The organism is Rhodoferax fermentans, assembly GCF_002017865.1.
In the GTDB taxonomy this organism is placed as follows: Bacteria; Pseudomonadota; Gammaproteobacteria; order Burkholderiales; family Burkholderiaceae_C; genus Rhodoferax; species Rhodoferax fermentans.
On sequence record NZ_MTJN01000002.1, the window covers coordinates 1356401 to 1378041 of the forward strand.

General features: G+C 59.8%; 19 protein-coding genes. 8 read left to right on the top strand and 11 right to left on the bottom strand.

What is annotated here, in order from left to right; genetic code table 11:
* Window positions 1-20: 20 nt before the first annotated feature.
* Window positions 21-1121 carry a sugar kinase gene (locus RF819_RS06615; RefSeq protein WP_078366808.1) on the top strand — a complete coding sequence of 367 codons (1101 nt, stop codon included), beginning with the start codon at window positions 21-23 and terminating at the stop codon, window positions 1119-1121.
* A gap of 214 nt (window positions 1122-1335) precedes the next feature.
* Here the strand turns inward: RF819_RS06615 and RF819_RS06620 are convergent, their stop codons facing one another.
* Both RF819_RS06620 and RF819_RS06625 read right to left on the bottom strand, forming a co-directional pair.
* Window positions 1336-2283: a sugar kinase gene (locus tag RF819_RS06620; RefSeq protein WP_078364249.1), complete on the bottom strand. Its 948-nt coding sequence runs from the start codon at window positions 2281-2283 to the stop codon at window positions 1336-1338.
* A gap of 84 nt (window positions 2284-2367) precedes the next feature.
* Window positions 2368-2700, bottom strand: coding sequence for a cupin domain-containing protein (locus RF819_RS06625; protein WP_078364250.1), 333 nt, complete (start codon window positions 2698-2700; stop codon window positions 2368-2370).
* A 213-nt stretch (window positions 2701-2913) separates the two neighbouring features.
* Between RF819_RS06625 and kduI the strand changes: the two genes are divergently transcribed.
* The 3 genes from kduI to kdgR all read left to right on the top strand — a co-directional run bounded on the left by kduI (window position 2914) and on the right by kdgR (window position 5519).
* On the top strand, window positions 2914-3750 hold the full coding sequence (kduI, locus tag RF819_RS06630) for a 5-dehydro-4-deoxy-D-glucuronate isomerase (protein WP_078364251.1): 837 nt from the start codon (window positions 2914-2916) through the stop codon (window positions 3748-3750).
* Between the two features lie 29 nt (window positions 3751-3779).
* Window positions 3780-4541: a 2-dehydro-3-deoxy-D-gluconate 5-dehydrogenase KduD gene (kduD, locus tag RF819_RS06635; protein WP_078364252.1), complete on the top strand. Its 762-nt coding sequence runs from the start codon at window positions 3780-3782 to the stop codon at window positions 4539-4541.
* A 177-nt stretch (window positions 4542-4718) separates the two neighbouring features.
* Window positions 4719-5519 (top strand): DNA-binding transcriptional regulator KdgR, encoded by an 801-nt coding sequence (gene kdgR, locus RF819_RS06640; protein WP_078364253.1) that lies wholly within the window; start codon window positions 4719-4721, stop codon window positions 5517-5519.
* A gap of 162 nt (window positions 5520-5681) precedes the next feature.
* On the opposite strand, the gene RF819_RS21475 is transcribed toward kdgR, so the two are convergent.
* Entirely contained in the window at window positions 5682-6434 is a 753-nt protein-coding gene (locus tag RF819_RS21475; RefSeq protein WP_200224159.1) for a DUF1653 domain-containing protein, read from the bottom strand.
* A 226-nt stretch (window positions 6435-6660) separates the two neighbouring features.
* On the opposite strand from RF819_RS21475, the gene RF819_RS06650 reads away from it, so the two are divergent.
* Both RF819_RS06650 and groL read left to right on the top strand, forming a co-directional pair.
* Window positions 6661-6951 carry a co-chaperone GroES gene (locus RF819_RS06650; protein WP_078364254.1) on the top strand — a complete coding sequence of 97 codons (291 nt, stop codon included), beginning with the start codon at window positions 6661-6663 and terminating at the stop codon, window positions 6949-6951.
* A gap of 85 nt (window positions 6952-7036) precedes the next feature.
* A complete protein-coding gene (gene groL / locus RF819_RS06655) occupies window positions 7037-8683 on the top strand; it encodes a chaperonin GroEL (RefSeq protein WP_078364255.1) in 1647 nt (548 codons plus the stop codon).
* Between the two features lie 298 nt (window positions 8684-8981).
* Here the strand turns inward: groL and RF819_RS06660 are convergent, their stop codons facing one another.
* The 7 genes from RF819_RS06660 to RF819_RS06690 form a co-directional block, all read right to left on the bottom strand.
* Complete coding sequence (locus RF819_RS06660; RefSeq protein ID WP_078366810.1) at window positions 8982-9605, bottom strand: HAD family hydrolase; 624 nt, start codon at window positions 9603-9605, stop codon at window positions 8982-8984.
* A gap of 112 nt (window positions 9606-9717) precedes the next feature.
* Window positions 9718-11286, bottom strand: coding sequence for a glucose-6-phosphate isomerase (pgi, locus tag RF819_RS06665; RefSeq protein ID WP_078364256.1), 1569 nt, complete (start codon window positions 11284-11286; stop codon window positions 9718-9720).
* 2 nt (window positions 11287-11288) lie between these two features.
* Window positions 11289-12236, bottom strand: coding sequence for a transaldolase (tal, locus tag RF819_RS06670; RefSeq protein ID WP_078364257.1), 948 nt, complete (start codon window positions 12234-12236; stop codon window positions 11289-11291).
* An 86-nt stretch (window positions 12237-12322) separates the two neighbouring features.
* Window positions 12323-13204: an EamA family transporter gene (locus RF819_RS06675; protein WP_078364258.1), complete on the bottom strand. Its 882-nt coding sequence runs from the start codon at window positions 13202-13204 to the stop codon at window positions 12323-12325.
* Window position 13205: 1 nt separating this feature from the next.
* Window positions 13206-14252, bottom strand: coding sequence for an ABC transporter ATP-binding protein (locus RF819_RS06680; protein WP_078364259.1), 1047 nt, complete (start codon window positions 14250-14252; stop codon window positions 13206-13208).
* A gap of 17 nt (window positions 14253-14269) precedes the next feature.
* Complete coding sequence (locus RF819_RS06685) at window positions 14270-16480, bottom strand: ABC transporter permease (protein ID WP_143541620.1); 2211 nt, start codon at window positions 16478-16480, stop codon at window positions 14270-14272.
* A gap of 97 nt (window positions 16481-16577) precedes the next feature.
* Window positions 16578-17588 carry an ABC transporter substrate-binding protein gene (locus tag RF819_RS06690; protein WP_078364261.1) on the bottom strand — a complete coding sequence of 337 codons (1011 nt, stop codon included), beginning with the start codon at window positions 17586-17588 and terminating at the stop codon, window positions 16578-16580.
* Window positions 17589-17970: 382 nt separating this feature from the next.
* Between RF819_RS06690 and zwf the strand changes: the two genes are divergently transcribed.
* The gene (gene zwf / locus RF819_RS06695; RefSeq protein ID WP_078364262.1) at window positions 17971-19425 is read left to right on the top strand and encodes a glucose-6-phosphate dehydrogenase; all 1455 of its coding nucleotides are present in this window, start codon (window positions 17971-17973) and stop codon (window positions 19423-19425) included.
* Between the two features lie 15 nt (window positions 19426-19440).
* On the top strand, window positions 19441-20289 hold the full coding sequence (locus RF819_RS06700) for a MurR/RpiR family transcriptional regulator (RefSeq protein WP_078364263.1): 849 nt from the start codon (window positions 19441-19443) through the stop codon (window positions 20287-20289).
* A 65-nt stretch (window positions 20290-20354) separates the two neighbouring features.
* Here the strand turns inward: RF819_RS06700 and RF819_RS06705 are convergent, their stop codons facing one another.
* Window positions 20355-21569, bottom strand: coding sequence for a M20 aminoacylase family protein (locus RF819_RS06705; protein WP_242473296.1), 1215 nt, complete (start codon window positions 21567-21569; stop codon window positions 20355-20357).
* Window positions 21570-21641 lie beyond the last annotated feature (72 nt).

The following is a 21641-nucleotide window of genomic DNA, read 5'->3' on the forward strand; positions in this document are numbered from 1 at the left end:
TCAAGAAGGAATTGAAAAAAATGTCCGCACTTATTATCAAACCCGCATCGGAAGCCAAATGGGATTGCGCTTCGTTCGGCGAAGTCATGCTGCGTTTTGACCCCGGCTTTGGCCGCGTGCGCAATGCCCGCAGCTTTCAAGTCTGGGAAGGTGGTGGTGAATACAACGTGGCCCGAGCCATGCGCAAATGCTGGGGCAAACGCGCCGCTGTTGTGACCGCCCTGCCCAAGAACGACTTGGGTTGGCTGGTGGAAGACCTGATCATGCAAGGTGGCGTCGACATGAGCCACCTGATCTGGCGTGATTTTGACGGTCTGGGCAACAACACCCGCGTCGGTCTGAACTTCACCGAAAAAGGCTTTGGCGTCCGTCCGGCCCTGGGTTGTTCTGACCGCGGCCACTCTGCCGCCTCTCAGATCCGCCCCGGTGAAGTCAACTGGGAAAAACTGTTTGGTGAAGAAGGTGTGCGTTGGTTCCATACCGGTGGCATTTTTGCCGCACTGGCCAGCAACACCGCCGAAGCCGTGATTGAAGCGGTGGAAGTCGCCAAGAAGTACGGTACCGTGGTCGCTTATGACCTGAACTACCGCGCATCCCTGTGGAAGAGCCAAGGCGGCAAGGAAGGCGCACAACGCGTCAACCGTCACATTGCGAAATACGTCGACGTGATGATTGGCAACGAAGAGGACTTCACCGCCTGCCTGGGCTTTGAAGTGGAAGGCGCCGACGAACACCTGACCAAGATCGAAACTGACAGTTTCAAGAAGATGATTCAGGCTGCCGTAGCCGCGTTCCCCAACTTCAAGGTCGCAGCAACCACCTTGCGCAAGGCAACCACCGCCACGCTCAACGATTGGTCTGCCCTGCTGTATTACGAAGGCCAGTTGTACCAGTCGATGAAGCGCGACAACCTGGAAATTTATGACCGCGTGGGTGGTGGCGACGGTTTTGCTTCCGGCTTGGCCTATGGCTTCCTGGAAGGCAAGGGCCCGCAAGCTGCTGTGGAATACGGTGCAGCCCACGGCGCGCTGGCCATGACCACACCTGGCGACACCTCCATGGTGCGTGTTGAGGAAGTGGAAGCGGCCATGAAGGGCAAAGGCGCCCGCGTGATCCGCTAAACGCTGAAGGTGGGGTGGTAACACCCCACCAGCCCAAGCGCCTGCTTGTCGGGGGCTTGGGTGGGTTGGATACGAAGCCCACGAACAGCTTATATAAAAAAAATAGCACCTGCCCCTTATTCGATAAGGGCCAGGTGCTATTTTTATGGATAACTCGGCAAAAACCTGCCGACCTCAGAATCAGGCGCCACACAAGCCGTGGCGCCTGCCGTCATCAGGGTTTGGGGGCTGCTGCAAAGGACTTCAGGAAGTCTGCCACCCGTGCTTCGGTGGGCAGCGGTGCCACAGCACCATACCCTTGGGTCGACAAGGCCGCCGATGCCACCGCCCAGCGGGCACTGGCGAAGACATCCTCACCCCGCGCGCGTCGCGCCAGATAGGCGCCGTTGAAGCAGTCACCCGCACCAGTCGCATCCACCGCCTTCACCGGGAAAGCCGGGATCTTCTGAATCTGCTTGCCATCAGACACCATCACACCTTCGATGCCCATTTTCATGACCACCACCTTGGTGCCTTGTTTATGGGCCCAGGCTATCAGGTCTTCTGGGGCATGCAAGCCAGACAGCTTGGACAGCTCCTCCAGCCCTGGCAAAAACTCGTCTGCCAAAGCGATGGTTTCGATGACCGTGGACCGGGCATCTTCCAGCGACCACAGCGCAGATCGCAGGTTGGGGTCATACGACACACGGGCGCCAGCGGCACGCGCCATGGCGATGGCAGCCGCCACGGTCTCATGGGCGTTGGCGCTGATGGCCTGGCTGATCCCGGTCACATGCAGGTACTTGGTGTTGCCAATCAGGGCAGGCGACAGGTCTGACGGCCGCATGCCGCTGGCGGCCGAGCCCTTGCGCAGGTAGGAGAAATGGTGGCCATCGGCGTCATGGTGCACAAAATAGACCCCTGTGGGGGCATCTTTGTGCACGTGCACGGCACTGACGTCCACCCCCTCAGACTTCCAAAGCGCCAGGCACATGTCACCCAGCGCATCACTGCCCACCAGCGACACATACGCACAGCGTGCGCCTTGCCGGGCGGCCGCAATGGTGGTGTTGGAGGTGTCACCGCCAAAACCCTGCAAGTACATCCGGCCATCGCCCTGTGGGATCTGGTTGAACTCCACCATGGCCTCACCCAGCGCCACCACATCGTATTGATGATTCATGTCAAAAATCCTTTGAGTTTTACGTGGTTGTCACCCGCCTTCATGCGGCACAGCACCGCAGGCACTTTGGCGACAGCCGTCTTGTTAGAGAAAGTCGTCCCGGCGCGGTGAGAACTGGTCAAGCAGCATGCTGCCCTGCTCCAGCGAGACCACACCATGCCAGACCAGCTTTGGTGCAACAAAGGCATCACCAGCGGTCAAGGTGCGCTTGACACCCGCCACATCCACTTCAAAGGACCCCGCCACGACAAAGGCGATCTGGTCATGCGCATCATGGGCATGTGCGGTGCCAATCGACCCTTTGTCGAACTGAACCAGCACAGACATCAGGTCTGGCGTATGACCCACAATTTTTCGCCGGATGCCATCACCCAGTTCGATCCAGGGGGTGTTGGCGTTGTCAAAGTAATGTTCCATTGCAGTACTCACGGTGGTTAAAAAGGCAAGCTTGAACAGAAAAATAGAAGCTTGTCAGGACAAGACGTTTCCGATAATGTATCATTCAACAAACAATTTGAAACGCCGGTTCAATAAATAGTAACTGCATTTCATAAATGTTGTGAGTTGCGTCAATTTCTGCCGCAGCCTGAACCAACCCAGAGCCACACAAGGCCAACATCGAGAGCAACCATGGAAATTCGCCAACCCATCCACAGCGACCACGTTCGCACGCTTGACACCGAAGGCCTGCGCAAGCAATTTCTGGTTGAAGATCTGTTCAAAGCCAATGAGGCCACTCTGACCTACAGCCAGATCGACCGCATCATCGTTGGCGGCATCATGCCCGTCAACCAAGCGGTGCGCTTCTCACCTGAGCTGGGCCGTTTTACCGGTACCGACTTTTTCCTGCAACGCCGGGAACTGGGCCTGATCAACATTGGCGGCGCTGCCCGCGTGGTGGCCGATGACGAGACTTTCGAGATCGGCTCGCGTGAAGCCTTGTACATTGGCCAAGGCACCAAGCAATTGGAGTTCACCAGTGTTGATGCTGCGCACCCCGCCAAACTGTATTTCAACTGTGCACCGGCACACACCCGCTACCCCAGCCGCAAGATCACTCAGGCACAGGCGTCTCCTGAAACGCTGGGCGCCCCGGAAACCAGCAATCGCCGCACCATCTACAAGTATCTGGTGCCCGATGTATTGCCGACCTGCCAACTCTCCATGGGCCTGACCCAGCTGGAACCCGGCAACATGTGGAACACCATGCCCTGCCACACCCATGACCGTCGCATGGAGGTGTACTTCTACTTCGACATGAACGACAACGCCGCAGTGTTCCACATGATGGGTGAACCAACTCAGACCCGCCACATCGTTGTTCACAACGAACAAGCGGTGATCAGCCCGAGCTGGTCCATCCACTCGGGCGTGGGCACCCAAGCCTACACCTTCATCTGGGGCATGGTCGGCGAGAACCAAGTCTTTAAAGACATGGATCACGTGCCGATGAGCGCCATTCGCTAAACCAACCGCTTAACACAACAAGGAACAACATGATTTTGAACAATTTCAAACTGGATGGCCGCGTTGCCATCGTCACTGGCTGCAACACTGGCTTGGGCCAAGGCATGGCGCTGGCACTGGCGCAGGCTGGCGCCGACATCGTCGGCGTCAACGTCGCTGCTCCGGACGACACCCGCACGCTGATTGAAGCCACAGGCCGCCGTTTTCTCGATCTGCGTGCCAATTTGTCAGACGTCAGCAGCATTGACGGCCTGGTGAAACAAGCGCTGACTCTGACGGGCAGCATCGACATTCTGGTGAACAACGCCGGCATCATCCGCCGCGAAGATGCCATCAACTTCAGCGAGAAAGACTGGGACGATGTGGTTGACCTCAACCTCAAGTCGGTATTCTTCTTCTCACAAGCCGTGGCACGCCAGTACATCGCACAAGGCACAGGTGGCAAGATCATCAACGTGGCATCCATGCTGTCGTATCAAGGTGGCGTGCGGGTTCCGTCCTACACCGCCTCCAAGAGCGGCGTGATGGGCATCACCCGTGCCTTGGCCAACGAATGGGCCAAACATGGCATCAATGTGAACGCCATCGCCCCTGGCTACATGTCCACCGACAACACCAGTGCCCTGCGCGCCGATGAAGCCCGCAGCACAGCCATTCTGGATCGCATCCCGGCAGGTCGCTGGGGTGTGCCCGCTGACATGGCGGGCCCGGTGGTGTTTTTGTCATCGGCTGCTGCCGACTACATCAATGGCTACACCGTGGCTGTGGACGGTGGCTGGCTCGCACGTTAATGACGCAACCCGGGCCAAGCGCCTGCAAACGTCATCGTTGCAGTTCCATTAGCTGATCTTCAAACGGTGTGACCTCAAAAACTTGCACTTTGTTGGCTACCCAACCCTTTGGTTGGGTAGTTTCTTCGGCTGTAAGGAATACAATTTGAAACACACTTCCAGGGGAATCAAAACAAAATGGCTGATGAATCCTATGATGTAAAGCAACCTGAGTCGGTGGCGGCCGTGCTCAAGGTATTTGCTCTGCTGCAGGCCTTGTCTGAAAACAACGAGACCGGCATTTCTGACCTGTCTGTGCGCTTGGCCATGCCCAAGGCAACCGTCTACCGGTTTTTGCAAACCATGATGACGGTGGGTTATGTCAGACAGGAAAAGGACAGCGAACGTTATGGTTTGACCATGAAGATGTTCGAGCTGGGCACCAAAGCCCTGCAGTTCCCCGACCTGGTCGACCTGGCCAAACACCACATGCAGATGATGGCCGACATCACCGGCGAAACGGTGCACTTGGGCACCTTGATCGACAGCGAGATCATCTACATCCACAAAGTGGACTCGCGCCACAACCTGGGCATGTACTCCCGCGTGGGACGACGTGCGCCGCTGCATTGCACCGCCATTGGCAAGGTCTTGATGGCCTGGGAAGACCCTGAGCGCCGTGACCGCATCTTGAAAGGTGCAGATTTCAAGCGTTTCCGGGAAAAAACCATTGTGGATGCTGCTGCGTTTGTGACCGAACTGCAGCAGGTCAAGGCGCAGGGTTTCGGCGAAGACCGGGAAGAATTTGATGACCACATCCGCTGCCTGGGTGTGCCCATTTTTGACCGCCTGAGCCGGCCGATCGCGGGGTTCAGCATTTCATTCCCGACCTTCCGCTACGACGACTCCAAGAAGGACGAAATTGTGGCCATGCTGCAAGGCGCCGCCAAAGACATCTCGGCCCAACTCGGTTGCTCCAACTTCCCTCTGGACAAGTAAGCCTGCGGCAGGCGGGTTTCGCGCTAAACCATCGGCTGTGTAAGCCCGCCTGAACGCCAGCCCACTCAGTGAGCTGGCGTGACCCTCTTGGAGGGTTTGCGCCCCAGACGCAACCAGTTCACATCGCTGTCTGCACCCTCGCAATTTTGAGCAAGAAGCGCCCTACTCGGCCTCGGCGATTACCACAAATCTCGGGACGGTCCCGTTCTCTGTTGAAACCATCTCCTGCATGTCAGCCAGTGGACGCATCCAAACGGTATCCTGTTTGTCACCCTGAAGCGGCTTGTAGAGCACACCCAGTTCCAGCGTCGCCTCGATCAGACAGGTGCCAACCACCGTATAGAGCCCACCCTTGTAGTGCCGCAGCTGTACGCCAGGTTTGCATTGGTCTGGGTTCAGGGGAATCGGCGGCATGTGTTCACGCTCAGCAATCGCGGTAACCAGCGCAGACAGGCTTGCAGGCGCCGTTTCATGCTTGCGCCCGGTGTTGTCCTGTCCCAGCTGGGCAATCAGCTGCTCGGATTCGGCAAGACGCATGCGCAAGGCCTGATTCTCCAGCGTCAAGCGCTGCACCTCGGCAGCGAGGTCATCCGCAACCGCGGTGACGCGCTCCCGCACGCTGTCACGGCTCAGGATCAATCGGGAACCCAAAGCCTCCAGCCAGCTCAGGATCTCCACACGTGTGCTGTCTTTGTGCAGTGGATTTTGCAAGGTGGCTTTCTTGACATCGGCACGTCGGCACAGCTCGGACTGTGTGACCCGTCCGTGGTTGAACGGGTAAATACCTTGGTGCTGGTCAATGTCCCTCTCAATATCGGCCATGGCCTGGCGTAGTCGCCTGAGGGCAGCCTCGGTTCTGGCATTGCCCTTATCTGGTGCAGTTTGGAGCGTGGGCAGGGTATGGTTGCTGGACATGGCAAGAGTTTAAAGGAGCGACCTGGCACAGTTCAGCACACCATTGGCATCAGGAAATGTCAACAGAGCTCTTGAAAAGCTTTCAAACGCCCTTATCATTAGCACTCGATAGAGATGAGTGCTAACAGCACGGTGTGATGAACACACATCTCTTCAAGACAACAACAGCCTGCTGCCACAGCTGGCGTTTGCGTTTTAACCTTGTTTCAAACTTTAGGAGATCTTTATGAAACTTCGTCCCCTGCACGATCGCGTGATTGTCAAGCGCGTTGAGAACGAAACCCGCACCGCTTCTGGCATCGTGATCCCTGACAGTGCTGCTGAAAAGCCTGATCAAGGTGAAGTGCTGGCCGTTGGCCCTGGCAAGAAGAACGACAAGGGCGAACTCGGCGCGATGAGCGTGAAGGTTGGTGACCGCGTGTTGTTCGGCAAGTACAGCGGCCAGACCGTCAAGGTCGATGGCGACGAACTGTTGGTCATGAAAGAAGACGACCTGTTCGCAGTCGTCGAGAAGTAAGCACTCAATACCAAATAGATAGCTGGTCACGCTTGATTCATGCGGGCTAGCGACTCATTTCACTTAAATATTCTGGAGTCATAACATGGCAGCAAAAGACGTTATTTTTGGCGGCGAAGCCCGCGCACGCATGGTTGAAGGCGTGAACATTTTGGCCAACGCGGTCAAAGTGACCCTGGGCCCCAAGGGCCGCAATGTGGTGTTGGAGCGCTCGTTCGGCGCCCCCACCGTGACCAAGGACGGTGTGTCCGTGGCCAAGGAAATTGAACTCAAAGACAAGCTGCAAAACATGGGTGCGCAGATGGTCAAGGAAGTGGCTTCCAAGACGTCTGACAACGCTGGCGACGGCACCACCACCGCTACCGTGTTGGCCCAAGCCATTGTGCGCGAAGGCATGAAATACGTGGCCGCCGGCATGAACCCGATGGACCTGAAGCGCGGCATCGACAAGGCTGTGACCGCCCTGATCGAAGAGCTGAAGAAGGCTTCCAAGCCCACCACCACCTCCAAGGAAATCGCCCAAGTCGGCTCGATTTCTGCCAACTCTGACGCCTCCATTGGCGAAATCATCGCCAACGCGATGGACAAGGTTGGTAAAGAAGGCGTGATCACCGTGGAAGACGGCAAGAGCCTGCAAAACGAACTCGACGTCGTTGAAGGCATGCAGTTTGACCGTGGTTACCTGTCGCCCTACTTCATCAACAGCCAAGAAAAGCAATCCGCTTTGCTGGACAACCCGTTTGTGCTGTTGTACGACAAGAAGATCAGCAACATCCGTGACCTGTTGCCCACCCTGGAACAAGTCGCCAAGAGCGGCCGTCCGCTGTTGATCATTGCTGAAGATGTCGAAGGCGAAGCCCTGGCAACTCTGGTGGTGAACACCATCCGTGGCATTTTGAAGGTTGTGGCTGTCAAGGCGCCTGGTTTTGGCGACCGTCGCAAGGCCATGTTGGAAGACATCGCCATCCTGACCGGTGGCAAGGTCATCGCTGAAGAAGTGGGCCTGACACTCGAAAAAGTGACTCTGGCTGACCTCGGTTCTGCCAAGCGCATCGAAGTGGGCAAAGAAAACACCATCATCATCGACGGTGCTGGCCCCGCTGCTGACATCGAAGCCCGCGTCAAACAAGTGCGCGTGCAAATCGAAGAAGCGACTTCCGACTACGACCGTGAAAAACTGCAAGAACGCGTAGCCAAGCTGGCCGGCGGTGTTGCAGTGATCAAGGTTGGCGCTGCCACCGAAGTCGAAATGAAGGAAAAGAAAGCCCGCGTCGAAGACGCCCTGCACGCGACTCGCGCTGCTGTGGAAGAAGGCATTGTGGCTGGTGGTGGCGTGGCTTTGCTGCGCGCCAAGCAAGCTGCTGGCGAAATCAAGGGTGACAACGCTGACCAAGACGCCGGCATCAAGCTGGTGCTCAAGGCCATCGAAGCGCCTCTGCGCGAAATCGTGTTCAACGCCGGTGGCGAAGCCTCTGTGGTGGTGAACGCTGTGTTGGCTGGTAAAGGCAACTACGGCTTCAACGCTGCCAACGACACCTATGGCGACATGATCGAAATGGGTATCCTGGACCCAACCAAGGTGACCCGCACCGCCCTGCAAAACGCAGCGTCTGTGGCTTCCCTGATGTTGACCACCGAATGCATGGTGTCTGAGTCCCCGAAGGACGACGCACCTGCAGGCGGCATGCCTGACATGGGTGGTATGGGCGGCATGGGTGGCATGGGCATGTAAGAGCTCCTTGCCTGAGGCTCCAGGCCGTCGTTGCAAGGGTTTGCCGTACCGCAGGTACTGTCTTCACCCTTGCGTCTAGGCCTGAAGCCTCATGCTGCGTCGAGTGGCTCTTGTGGCGCTCGACTCACCAACTAAAAAACCCCGCAGAGCGCGAGCTTTGCGGGGTTTTTACTATGGTTTCAGAAGCTGCTTACCCTTGAACGATAAGGGCTGGAGGCCATTTTCCCTTAAAACTTCACGCCTGATTGGACGCCAGGTCGTCAGCGGGAACACCCGCCTCTCAGATCACCAGGAAGCGCTACAGCCCCAGCTGGGCCAGATCCGCCTGCAACTGCTGCGCTGAAGTGAAGTGGATACCGTGCCAACCCAGTGACTGGGCGGTCGTGACGTTGTGTTTGAGGTCGTCGATGAACACAGTTTGATCGGGAGCCAGGCTGTAGCGGCTTTGCAGCAGCTGGTAAATGGCTGGGTCCGGTTTGATCTGCAACACATCCCCTGAAAAAATGCCGCCGTCAAACCACTGCAAAAACGGGTGGTGTTGCTCCAGATAACGGGCATACAGCACCGGCATGTTCGACAGGAAATACAAACCGCTCACACCATCGCCTGCCAGACGGCGCTGGTGCAACTGCGTCAACACCGCCAGTGACTCCGACATCACCGTCAAGCGCTCCCCAATGCCCTGCACCAGGGCCGCCAAGTCCTGCTGCGGCAAGTCCAGCCGCTGGGCGGTGCGTGCCACCACCGCATCGGTCTCCAGCAGGCCACGGTCAAAGTCGTGCCAGTCGGCATGGCCAAACACCTGGTGCGCCAGCTGCGCGGCCTCGTCGGAGGTGCGCACACGCTGCGGAAAAGTCTGCATCAGCAAGGTGCCGGGTTGCCAGGTGAATAACACCGCACCAAAGTCAAAAACAATGTTCACAAACACATCCTTGTTAAGGCCACGGCAGGAAGCTGCCAGGCCTGCGCCGGGCGGGTCGGGCATCTGCCGTTGGCAGAGCGCGGTGTTGTGTCCAACAACACCGCCTGCGTGGTCAAGCCTGCAAACGGGCCAGCAGGCCCGCGGTGGAGCCGTCCAGACCCGCTGTGTCGCCACTGAGCAGACGCGCCTCGACGTCCTTGGCCAAGACCTTGCCGAGCTCCACACCCCACTGGTCAAAGCTGTTGATGCCCCACAGGCTGCCCGAGACAAACACGCGGTGTTCCTGCAAGGCAATCAGCGCACCCAGCGACGTCGGGGTCAGTTCATCGAGCAACAAGAAGGTGCTGGGCCGGTTGCCAGTGAAATGTTTGTGGCCACCCGCATCGGCCTTGCCGAGCATCAGCGCCTGCGCCTGGGCCAGCACATTGGCCAGCAGCAGGGTGTGGTGGCCGGGCAGGCTGTGCAGCGGCTTCTTGACCGCGACAAACTCCACCGGCACCACGTCGGTGCCCTGGTGCAGCATCTGGAAGTAGGCGTGTTGGCCATTGGTGCCGGGTTCACCCCACACCACGGGAGAGGTCGAAAAAGGCAAGGCTTCGCCGCTGGCGTCCACGCGTTTGCCGTTGCTTTCCATCTCCAGCTGTTGCAGGTAGGCCGGGTAACGTTTCAGGGCACAGTGGTAAGGCGCCACACTGCGGCTGGTGAAGCCGTGGAAGTTGCGGTACCAGACATCCAGCAGGCCCAGGCGCACCGGCAGGTTCTGCGCCAACGGAGCGGTGCGGAAATGCTCGTCCATGTCGTGAGCACCGGCCAAGAACGCGCGGAAACCGGGTGCACCAATGGCGATCGCGAGCGGCAGACCAATGGCTGACCAGACTGAATAACGCCCGCCCACCCAGTCCCAGAAACCAAAGGTGGTGCTGATGCCAAAGTTATTGGCGGCCGCCACATTGGTGGTGAGTGCCGCAAAATGCCGCGCGATGTGGGTGCCACCCTGCGCCTCGAACCAAGCCTTGGCGCTGTGCGCATTGGTCATGGTCTCGATGGTGGTGAAGGTTTTGCTGGCGATCAGGAACAAGGTGCTCTCGACCTTGACCTTCTTTAATACCGCCGCCAGCTCATGCCCGTCCACATTCGAGACAAAGTGAAAACGTTTGCCCGGCGTGACAAATTCGTCGAGCGCCAGCACCGCCATCTGCGGCCCCAGGTCGGAGCCACCAATGCCGATGTTCACCACGTCGGTGATGTCGGCGTCGGCCCGCACAGCCTCGGCATAAGCCAGCATGGCGTCCAGCGTGCTGTGCACTTGCGCCAGCTCAGTCGCTACATTTTTGATATCTGCTCGCCCTTGATCCGTCAGGGCCAGAGGCGGATTTCTCAATAACCAGTGCATCACAGCACGCTGCTCGGTGCTGTTGATCTTGGCCCCGGCAAACATCGCATCGCGGTGCGACTCCAGACCGCTTTCACGCGCCAGATCGAGCAACAAGGCCTGGGTGGCCTCGTCGATCAGGTTTTTGGACAGGTCGGCAAACACGTGCGGCGCACTTTGGCTGAAGCTGGCAAAGCGCAGGGGGTCCGCCGCAAACTCGGGGCGCAGGTCAAAACTGCGCCCGCTGGTTTCAAAGCGGGCCTGCAGCGCCGCCCAACTGGGGGTGCGGTCGCAACGTGTGGTGTTCATGCTTAATGTCCGAGCAAGAGTTGATCCAGTTTGACGGCGTCGGCACAGAAGGCACGGATGCCCTCAGACAGTTTTTCGGTGGCCATCGCGTCCTGGTTCAGCGCAAAGCGGAAGGACGCTTCGTCAAAATTCACCGGATCCATGTCCAGCGACTGTGCGGCCTGGGCGTCCAGTGCCTTGACCAGCGGCTCGTCGGTGGCAGCCAGCGTGGCCAGCAGGTCGGGGCTGATCGTCAGCAGGTCACAACCGGCCAAGGCGGTGATCTGGCCGACGTTGCGGAAACTCGCACCCATCACCTCGGTTTTGATGCCGAACTTTTTGTAGTAGTTGAAGATCTGCGCCACCGACTTGACGCCGGGGTCGTTGGCGCCGGTGTTGTCGGCTTCGACCCAGGCTGCGCCAGCCGACTTCTTGTACCAGTCGTAAATACGGCCAACAAACGGCGAAATCAATTGCACCTTGGCTTGACCGCAGGCCACGGCCTGGCAGAACGCAAACAACAAGGTCAGGTTGGTGTGGATGCCACGGCGCTCCAGCTCGGCAGCGGCCTGGATGCCTTCCCAGGTGGAAGCGACCTTGATCAGCACGCGGTCGATGTGGATGCCTTCGGCCTGGTACAGCGCAATGATGCGCTCGGCACGGGTGATGGTGGCATTGGTGTCAAAGCTCAAACGGGCATCCACTTCGGTCGAGACACGGCCCGGCACGATGGACAAAATCTCGCAACCAAAACGCACCAGCAGGCGGTCGGTGATTTCATCGAGCGCACGGCCTTGGAAGCGGGTGGCGGTGTCGGTCAGCAGCGACCGGTACTCGGCCTTTTGCACGGCCTTGAGGATCAAGGACGGGTTGGTGGTGGCATCTGTTGGCTGGTAGGCCTCGATCTGCTTGAAGTCGCCGGTGTCGGCAACCACGGTGGTGAATTGTTTGAGGGCGTTGAGTTGGTTCATGAACGGATTATTACGGCATTTGGCCCCACTTCATCGCCCACTTACCACAGTTTCTACGACACAAACCATAACAAAACTTGTATAGCTCAGCCCAAAGCCAGGGCCATCACCCCCAGCGCAATCGCCAGCGCCCCCACAATCCGCAAGCCCCGATCCCCCTCCCCGAGCAGGTGCCCACCAATCAAGGCCGCAAACAACATGCTGACCTCACGCGCCGGTGCCACATGGCTGACCGGTGCCAGACGCACTGCAAACAACACACAGACATAAGCCATCGGGCTGAACACCGCCACCACCAGCGCGTAGCGCCACTGCTGCTGCCACAGGCGCCAGGCCTCGGCCCGGTTGCGCAGCACCGGCACCACCGCATACGGCAGGCGCAGGATGTTGCACCAGTAGTCAAACAGGATAGGGGACAGCGCAATCACCTTGACCGCATAGGCATCGAGCACCGTGTAGGCGGCAATCAGGGCACCGGTCAGCAGCCCCCAGAACACCCCGGCCAACACCCGCTCACGCCGCGCCGGGTCGTGTGCCGCCTTGAACAGCCCCGGCCCACCGGCAATCAAGAACACGCCCACCACCACACCCAAAATGCCGAAGACGCCCAAGGTGCTTAAGCGTTCACCAAACACCACCACCGCGACAAACGAGGACAACAGCGGCCCGCTGCCGCGAGCCAGCGGGTAGACCACGGTCAAATCACTTTTGCGGTAGCCGGTGAGCAGGCAGACAAAGTACACCCAGTGCACAAAACCGCTGGCCGCGATGAACAACCACTCGGTCAGCCCCCACAGCGGCATCACCTCCCAGCCGAGCCAGAGCGCCAGCGGCGACCAGACCACCGCCATGATGAAACAGCTGAAAAAAGTGAACCGAGCATCCCCCTGCGCCTTCTTGGCAACGATGTTCCACCCGGCGTGGATCAGTGCGCCGACCAGGATCAGCGCAAACGCGAGTCCGGACAACTTAAGCGGCCTGCACCACCGACACGCCGTGGTCGGCGAGTGTCAGGCCCACCTCGGCGCCCAGCGCCAGCACATCGGTCAAATCGGGCGAGACCACAAAAATCGGCCCGAGCGTGGTGTCAAAGGTGTATTCAAAAAAACTGCCCAGGTAGGCCCGCTTGCGCAAGGTGGCTGGCAGGCCACTGCCATCGTGGTGGATGTGCCAGGCCTCGGGCCGCACCGCCACCTTGACCTGGCCCGCAGGCACGGCCTGGCGCGAATGGATCTGCAGCGGCCCGAGCTGGACCCAGCCCGCCGCATCGGCCACCCCGGGAAACAGCATCGCCTCACCCATGAAACCGGCGACAAACTCGCTGCCCGGGCGCTCGTACATGTCCTGCGGCGTGCCGCGCTGGGCAATCAGGCCGTTGTCCATCACGATGATCTGGTCACTCACGGCCAGCGCCTCACTCTGGTCGTGGGTGACATAGGCCACGGTCAGGTGCAAGCGCTGCTGCAAGCTGCGAATTTCCTCGCGCATCTCGCGGCGCAGGCGCGCATCCAGATTGCTCAAAGGCTCGTCAAACAGCAAAACGCCCGGTTCCAGCACCAGGGCACGCGCCAGCGCCACACGCTGTTGCTGACCACCCGACAACTCGCTGGGCAGGCGGTCGTCATACCCCACCAGGCCGACATTGCCCAAAGTCTCTACCGCACGCCGGGCGGCCTCGCCCTTCTCGATGCCGGACATCTTGAGGCCGTACATCACGTTCTCGAGCACGTTCATGTGGGGGAACAGCGCGTAGCTCTGGAACATCATGCTGACATTGCGGTCCGCCGGCCCGAGGGTGGTGACATCCTTGCCCTGCATCAGAATCTGCCCGCTGGTGGGAGTCTCCAACCCGGCGATCATCCGCAAGACCGTGGTTTTGCCACAGCCGGAGGGTCCCAGAATGGTGGTGAGCGAGCCTTGCTCAATCTCGAAATCCACCCCTTTGATCACCAGCGGTGCACGTTTGTCGATGCCATACCGTTTGGTGATATTTTTGAATTCAACGCCGTAAGTCATGCTTATCTCTCAGGAAATTAGTGGGCTGCGATGGCGGGAGGCTTCAGGCCGATCTTGCGGCGGCCCAGTTTGCGTTCACCCACCAGAAACTGGATCAGGGCAATCGCCGCCGACATCAGGATGATTAACACGGTGCAATAGGCCAGCGCCACACCGTAGTCGCCATTGCCCACCCGGCCAATGATGTAAGAGGTGGCCAGCTCGTTCTCGGCCGTCACCAGAAAGATCACCGCACTCACCGTGGTCATGGCGCGCACAAAGCTGTAGACCAGCGCGGCCACCAGTGCGGGCTTCAGCAAGGGCAAGACCACATGGCGCAATGTCTGCAAGGTGGAGGCGCGCAACATCACCGACGCCTCGTCAAGCGACTTGTCAAGTTGCTTGAAGGCGGCGGTACCGGCCCGCACACCCACCGGCAGATTGCGGAACATGAACGACAGCACAATGATCAGCCCAGTGCCGGTCAGCTCCACCGGCGGCACATTGAAGGCCAGGATGTAACTCACGCCGAGCACCGTGCCGGGGATGGCAAAAGCCAGCAGTGCCACAAATTCAAAACCGCCCTGACCGCGAAACTCGGTTCGCGCCAGCAGGTAGGCAATCAGCAGCCCCACCGCAGCGGTCATCGGGGCAGCCAGTCCGGCGAGCTTGACGGTGGTGAAAAAGGAGTTCCAGGCGGTGCCGGCCCAGACCAGCCCAAAGTCGCCCCACTCCAGGCCAAAAGCGGTGTTGAAGTGGGCCAGGGTCAGGGTGTAGTCGCGGCCCCAGGTCTGCACAAAACCACCGGCAAAAGCAAACAGGTAAACCACCACGGTGAACGCCAGCCAGGGGTACACCACCAAGTTGAGCACCCGGCGCACTCCGTCGGGCAGGGCCATCGGGATACCGGCGTCGCCCTTGCCGCTGACCGTGGTGTAGTTTTGTTTGCCCAACAGAGCGCGTTGCATCGCAAACACCGCCAGCGCAAACATCGTCAGAATCCAGGCCAGCGAGGCCGCCTTGCCCTGGTCATACTGGGCGCCCACGATGGCAAAAAAGATGTCGGTGGACAACACCGAGAACTGCCCGCCCACCACAATCGGGTTGCCAAAGTCGGCAATGCTCTCAATAAACCCCACCAGAAAGGCATTGGCCAGGCCCGGCTTGAGCAGCGGCAGGGTCACGGTGAAAAAGGTTTTGGTGCGGCTGGCACGCAGGGTCTGCGCAGCTTCTTCCATACTCGGCGCCACCCCTTGCACCACCCCCCGCATGATCATGAAGGCAATCGGGGTGAAGGCAAACAACTGGGCAATCCAGATGCCAAACAAACCGTAGAACCAGCGGGTGGGCGGCAAGTCAAAGGCGTATTCAAGAAACTGGTTGACCACACCGGCGCGGCCAAACAGCAGGATCAGGCCCAAACCCACCACAAACGGCGGCGTGATGATAGGCAGCAGCGCCACCACACGCAGCGGTGTCTGCACCCGTGGCCCGGCACTGCGCTCGGCCAGCAAGGCCATCATGGTGCCCAGAATCACGGTGCCGGTGGCGGTCAGCAGGGCCAGGAACAAGGTGTTCCAGGCCACCCCACAACGCATGCCACCACTCACACAGCCCAGGCCCCAGACGCGCTCGTTGCCGATGCGCTCAAAAATCGCCGACCAGGCCCAGTGGCCTTCTTCGTTGAGGAACGCACCGTAGAGTGCCTTGGTCACCGGAAAGGCGATGAACAGCAGCAGCAGCACCGAGCAGCCCAGCACCGACGAGGCGATGAACATATCCCCCTTGAAATAGCCCCGGCGCGCCAGCCCAAACGCGGTGAGCATCACCAGCGCCAGCAAGGCGATGAAAGCACCCATGCCAATGCCGTACTGGTTGACCGCCAACTCACCAAATTGCGTGTTCAACGCGGCAAACGACCAGCCCCGGGCGCCAATCATGAAACCACTGGCCAGCAGCCCCACAAAACCCAGCAAGCCCCCACCCAGCAGCCAGCCACTTTGTGACCTGCCTGCCGGCAGCCACAGACTCACGGCACACAGCCCCAAGCCGACCAGGCCCAGGCCGAGCCAGACGCGACCATGCACCACGGTTTGTACCAGGCCATTGGCGGTGTCCGGGCCCGCAAAAATCTGCGGCAACACGCTGTACCAGGCGGTGTCCTGGATGGCGTACCACGGCAATAAAAGATAGGCCAGCAGGCCAAGGGCGATCCAGAGGCGGATCGCCTGATTGGGATGTTTGTTCACAAGAAGCTCAAGGTAAATCACACAAGGCGGCGCTCAACGCCGCCACCAGACCGGGCGCTAGACCCGCTGCGCCCAGGTTTGAACTGGCAGGACGGGGTCAACGCGGCAGGGAATTGACTTCCTTTTCCCAGCGGGCAATCAGGCGCTTGCGCTCAGCCGAGGCGCCGTATTTGGCGTAGTCGTAGTTGATGAACTTGATTTTCTTGAAGTCCGGCACACGGGGGTCGACCTTGGCCGCCTTGTTGGAGGGCACCTGGAACTGCTTGGCAGCGGCCGCCATTTCCTGGGCTGCCGGTGTCAGCGCCCACTCGTAGAACTTCTTGGCGGCATCCATATTGCGCGCGCCCTTGATGATGCTCATCGAGCCAATTTCGGCACCGGTGCCGTCGGTCGGTGTCACCGCCTCGATCGGGAAACCATTCATCTTTTCGCCCGGCGCGTCGTGCACAAAACTGATCGACACCATGGTTTCACCACGTGCCACAGCCTTGATCGGGCCAGTACCGCTGCGGGTGTATTGGCTGATGTTGGCATGCAGCTTTTTCAGGTACTCAAACGCCTTGTCCTCGCCCATCAACTGCACCAGCGTGGCCACCATGGTGTAGGCGGTGCCGCTCGAAGCCGGGTTGGCGGACTGGATGTCGCCCTTGAGCGCCGGGTTGAGCAGGTCGGCCCAGGTCTTGGGTGGCTGCATTTTTTTCTTGGCCAGCAGCTCGGTGTTGTAACCAAAACCGAGCGGACCGGAGTAAATACCCACGGTGCGGTAGCCCGACTGTTGTGCCTGCTGTTGCGCCCAGCTCTGCAGTTGGGGCAAGGTCGGTGATTTGTACTCCAGGCTCAGCCCCAGCTCGGCGGCCTGCAGATGCGGGTCACCAGTGCCACCAAACCAGATGTCGGTCTTGGGGTTGTCTTTCTCGGCAATCAGCTGGGCCAGCGCCTCACCGGAGCCCTTCATCGACACATTGATTTTGGTTCCGGTGGTTTTGGCATACACGGTGCCAATCATGTTGCACCATTCGGCTTGCACCGAACAAATCACGTTCACGGTTTGCGCTTGAACAAACCCACTGGCAGCGGCCAGCACCGACACAACGAACATTTTTTTCATATCAGCTCCTCAAAAAAATCGTGCCCCGTCCCGGTCTTGCTGCGGCCAAAGAGCGACAGTGCCATCCATCAGCGGCCTGCGCTTGGGAGGGAGATGGACCGGGAAAGCGACGGGGTGCCAAACAGCCCGAATCATGTGCACCCTGGTGTCTGCACCTGGATGGGTAAACAAACCCAGGTTGGTGGTCCAAGTTGTCATGACAGATTCGCTACAAATAAATTACCGTTTGGTGACGACACCACTTTAATCCCTTTTTTGGGGCACGCGCATCGGGGAAACGCCAACAACGAGGGCTTCTTGCGCAAAATTGTTACCCGGTTACAAGCTTTGATGAAACGAAGTTACAGTCACGACTCATCCGACCACTCTCACCTTCAGACTTATGAGTTTTGACCTTGTTCTTTTTGGTGGCACCGGCGATCTGTGCTGGCGCAAGCTGATGCCCGCCTTGTTCCAGGCTTTCAAACACGGCACCCTGCCCGCCGGTGTGCGCATCATTGGCATTGGCCGAGATGATTTGAGCGACGAGCGTTACCGCGCCCTGATCGCCTCGCGTTTTGACCACGTGGAGCTGGAAAAACGCCCCAGCAGCGAAGAGTTCGACCGCTTCGCCGCGCTGCTGGAATTTGTCAGCATGGACCTGTCCAAGCCCGAGCACTACAGCTTCCTGAAAAACAAACTGGACCAGCGCCAGGCCGATACCGTGGTGATGTACCTGGCCACCGCACCCAACCTGTTCGCCACCATTGCCGAACAACTTCGCGCCGCCGGCCTGAACACGCCGCACACCCGTATCGTGCTGGAAAAACCGCTGGGCCACGACCTGGCCAGCAACCGCGCGATCAACCAAACGGTGGGCCAGGTGTTTTCTGAGCAACAGATCTACCGCATTGACCACTACCTGGGCAAACCGGCGGTGCAGAACCTGTTTGCCCTGCGTTTTGGCAACGCCTTGTTCGAGCCGCTGTGGCGGCGTGAACACATTGCCAACATCCAGATCACGATTGCCGAAGAGCTGGGTGTGGAAAAACGTGGTGCCTTTTATGAGACCACCGGCGCGCTGCGCGACATGGTGCAAAACCATGCGCTGCAACTGTTGTGCGCCATTGGCATGGAGCCGCCGATCAACTCCCATGCCGACGCGATCCGCGACGAGAAGCTCAAGGTGCTGCGCTCGCTCAAACCCTGGACGGCGGAAACCCTGGCGCAGGACGTGATCCGCGGCCAGTACAGCGCCGGCGCCATTGCCGGCCAGGCGGTGCCGGGCTACCGCGAAGAACTGGGTGTGAACCCGAGCAGCAACACCGAAACCTTTGTCGCGCTGCGCACCGAAATCATGAACTGGCGCTGGGCCGGTGTGCCGTTTTACATCCGCACCGGCAAACGCCTGGCGGGCCGCGACTCGCGCATTGTGGTGAACTTCCGGCCCACCCCCCACGCCATCTTCAACTCGCAGATCGGCATGGCGAACCGGCTGGTGATCAACCTGCAACCCAAGGACGGGCTGGAGTTACACCTGCTGGCGCAAGCCCAGGACAAACGCCAGAACTCCAACAACCTGGCACCGGTGCACCTGGACCTGGACTTTGACAAACGTTTTGGTGCCGAACGTGTGGGCGCGTATGAACGCCTGCTGCTTGACGTGATGGACGGCCGACTGAACCTGTTTGTGCGCAGTGACGAGCAGGAAGAAGCCTGGCGCTGGGTCGAACCGATCCTGGACCACTGGCGCAACGACGCCCAGGGCCCGCGCCCCTATGCCAGCGGCACCTGGGGGCCCAGCGCCACCAGCGCCATGATCGCGCGCGACGACTCCTGCTGGAGCGAAGAATGCTGACTTGGGAGTTAGACCATGCTTGACCGAATCCGTGCTTCCCTGCCCTCTCTGGCACCCGCCGAACAACGGGTGGGCAAACTGGTGCTGAGTGACCCACGCGGCTTCACCTTGATGCCGGTGAGTGAGCTAGCGGACCGCGCCCATGTCAGCAAACCCACCGTGGTGCGCTTTTGCCGCAGTGTGGGTTACGACGGTCTGAGCGACTTCAAACACAAGCTCGCGGGCAGCGTCAGTGAAGGTGTGCCCTACATCCACCGCAGTGTGGACGCCGACGACAAGACCAGCGACATCATGGTCAAGGTGATCGACAACACGGTGGCGGCTTTCCTCAAATACCGCAACGACGCCTCGGCCAGCGCGATTGAGCGCGCCGTGGACGCCCTCGCAGCCACCTACCACGCCGGGCGGCGCATCGAGTTTTTTGGTGTCGGCAACTCGGGCATCGTGGCGCGTGATGCACAGCACAAATTCTTCCGCCTGGGCATCCACGGTGTGGCCAACAGCGACGGCCACATGCAGGTGATGAGTGCCTCCCTGATGCAACGCGGCGACTGTGTGCTGGTGATCAGCAACTCGGGACGCACCCGCGACCTGATGGACGCCTGCGACATTGCCCGCAAAAACGGCGCCATCGCCATCGTGATCACCGCCAGCGGCTCACCGCTGGCCAGCGCTGGCGACATCCATGTGGCCGCCGACCACCCGGAGGGTTACGAGCGCTACAGCCCAATGGTCTCGCGCCTCTTGCACCTGATGATTGTCGACATCCTGGCCACCTGCCTGGCCCTGCGCATTGGCAGCGACACCTTGCAGCCGCTGCTGCGCGAGATGAAGAACAACCTGCGCAACAAGCGCTACGCCTAGCTTACAAGACTTTTTGGCCTCTAGCCCTTATAGATAAAGGGCTAGTAGCTATTTTTTAAGCAGCATCAAGCAGTAACCAACGGCATACCCTGCTCCACCAGGCTGGCGTGCAGGGCGGCACCCAGCGGCAAGACCTCATCGTTGAAGTCGTAGCGGCTGTTGTGCAAATAACAGCTGCCCAAGCCGTTCTCGGCGCCCTGCCCGAGCCGCATGTAGGCGCCGGGTTTCACACGCAGCATGAACGAAAAATCTTCGGCACCCATGCTCGGCTCCAGATCACGCACCAGGTTCGCCGCACCCACCAGGCTTTCGGCCACATCACCTGCAAAACGGGCCTCAGGCGCGGTGTTGATGGTGGCCGGGTACATGCGCTCGTAAGTCACCACGGCAGTGGCACCAAAGGCCTGTGCCACACCACTGCACAGCTCCTGCAGGCGCTGCTCCACGAGGGACTGCACGGCGGTGCTGAAGGTGCGCACCGTGCCCACCAGGGTGGCGCTGCCGGGAATCACACTCATGGCGTTCACATCACCGGCCTGCAGCGCGCACAGGCTGATCACCGCGCTGTCCACCGGCTTGACATTGCGCGACACAATGCTTTGCACCCCGGTGATGATGTGGCCGGCCACCAGCACCGGGTCAATCGTCTGGTAAGGGTGGGCGCCGTGCCCCCCTTTGCCGGTGATCTCAATCGTGACGCGGTCCGCCGCCGCCATCATCGGCCCCGGGTTCAGGCCGATGGTTCCCGGGCGCATGGCGGGCCAGTTGTGCATGCCGTAAACCGACTGCACCGGAAAACGCTCAAACAGCCCGTCGTTGATCATTTCCTGGGCACCGGCATAACCCTCTTCACCGGGCTGGAAAATCAGCACCGCCGTGCCGTCAAAACGGCGTGTCTCGGCCAAGTAACGGGCGGCACCCACCAACATCGCGGTGTGGCCGTCGTGGCCACAGCCGTGCATCAGGCCAGGCTTGGACGACTTCCAGGCAAAGTCGTTGTGCTCGGCCATCGCCAGCGCGTCCATGTCGGCACGCAGACCGATCATGCGGCCAGAGCTCTGGCGCTGGCCCCGGATCACCGCCACCAGGCCGGTTTTGCCAATGCCGGTGTGGATCTCATCGACCCCACACAGCTGCAAAGCCTGCTTGACACGTGCGGCGGTGTAGACCTCTTCAAAACCGAGCTCCGGGTGGGCATGCAAATCACGGCGCAAGGCGGTGATTTCGGGATGAAACGCGGCAATGTGCGCAAACGCACGGCCATGAACAACAAAAGACATCATCATCTCCAACAGATTGCTTGTGGCGCATAGCGTAGCGCAAGACAGGCGCCCACCACGGTGGCCGTGAGG

Bases quoted from the DNA above. Each gene is read 5' to 3' on its own strand.
- RF819_RS06615 (WP_078366808.1), top strand. From the start codon at position 21: ATGTCCGCACTTATTATCAAACCCGCATCGGAAGCCAAATGGGATTGC.
- RF819_RS06620 (WP_078364249.1), bottom strand. From the start codon at position 2,283: ATGAATCATCAATACGATGTGGTGGCGCTGGGTGAGGCCATGGTGGAG.
- RF819_RS06625 (WP_078364250.1), bottom strand. From the start codon at position 2,700: ATGGAACATTACTTTGACAACGCCAACACCCCCTGGATCGAACTGGGT.
- kduI (WP_078364251.1), top strand. From the start codon at position 2,914: ATGGAAATTCGCCAACCCATCCACAGCGACCACGTTCGCACGCTTGAC.
- kduD (WP_078364252.1), top strand. From the start codon at position 3,780: ATGATTTTGAACAATTTCAAACTGGATGGCCGCGTTGCCATCGTCACT.
- kdgR (WP_078364253.1), top strand. From the start codon at position 4,719: ATGGCTGATGAATCCTATGATGTAAAGCAACCTGAGTCGGTGGCGGCC.
- RF819_RS21475 (WP_200224159.1), bottom strand. From the start codon at position 6,434: ATGTCCAGCAACCATACCCTGCCCACGCTCCAAACTGCACCAGATAAG.
- RF819_RS06650 (WP_078364254.1), top strand. From the start codon at position 6,661: ATGAAACTTCGTCCCCTGCACGATCGCGTGATTGTCAAGCGCGTTGAG.
- groL (WP_078364255.1), top strand. From the start codon at position 7,037: ATGGCAGCAAAAGACGTTATTTTTGGCGGCGAAGCCCGCGCACGCATG.
- pgi (WP_078364256.1), bottom strand. From the start codon at position 11,286: ATGAACACCACACGTTGCGACCGCACCCCCAGTTGGGCGGCGCTGCAG.
- tal (WP_078364257.1), bottom strand. From the start codon at position 12,236: ATGAACCAACTCAACGCCCTCAAACAATTCACCACCGTGGTTGCCGAC.
- RF819_RS06680 (WP_078364259.1), bottom strand. From the start codon at position 14,252: ATGACTTACGGCGTTGAATTCAAAAATATCACCAAACGGTATGGCATC.
- RF819_RS06690 (WP_078364261.1), bottom strand. From the start codon at position 17,588: ATGAAAAAAATGTTCGTTGTGTCGGTGCTGGCCGCTGCCAGTGGGTTT.
- zwf (WP_078364262.1), top strand. From the start codon at position 17,971: ATGAGTTTTGACCTTGTTCTTTTTGGTGGCACCGGCGATCTGTGCTGG.
- RF819_RS06700 (WP_078364263.1), top strand. From the start codon at position 19,441: ATGCTTGACCGAATCCGTGCTTCCCTGCCCTCTCTGGCACCCGCCGAA.
- RF819_RS06705 (WP_242473296.1), bottom strand. From the start codon at position 21,569: ATGTCTTTTGTTGTTCATGGCCGTGCGTTTGCGCACATTGCCGCGTTT.